Annotated in this window: 1 protein-coding gene; it reads right to left on the bottom strand. The window is 59.5% G+C overall.

Annotated elements, in window-relative coordinates:
• Positions 1 to 194, bottom strand: a 194-nt coding sequence (locus M3148_RS17645; protein WP_251306000.1) for a hypothetical protein, incomplete at its 3' end; no start/stop codon positions are given.
• Positions 195 to 252: the final 58 nt, after the last annotated feature.

Here is a 252-nt window from a genome sequence, read left to right as displayed (position 1 = left end):
TACGCCTCAAGAATCTCCATGATCTCCCTGTCACACTTCTTCATGCGTCCCTCCGGTGGAACTTGCTCAAGGTGGTCGAAGACCTCGAGCAAACCCCGGAGGGACGCCCACGACGGGACCGACACGGAGTGGAGTCCAGCAGAGTGGTGTATCGGTAGCACGGTGAGCGTGTCGTTGTAGACGTAGGCGGTCACCGCGCGATCCTTCGAGTGATCTCTCACAACCGCCTCGAAAGGACCATCACGGTGACCG

Source organism: Georgenia satyanarayanai (genome assembly GCF_023715365.1).
Taxonomy (GTDB): Bacteria; Actinomycetota; Actinomycetes; order Actinomycetales; family Actinomycetaceae; genus Oceanitalea; species Oceanitalea satyanarayanai_B.
The sequence above is the reverse complement of the archived record's forward strand: the minus strand, read 5'-3'. Positions and strand labels throughout refer to the sequence as shown.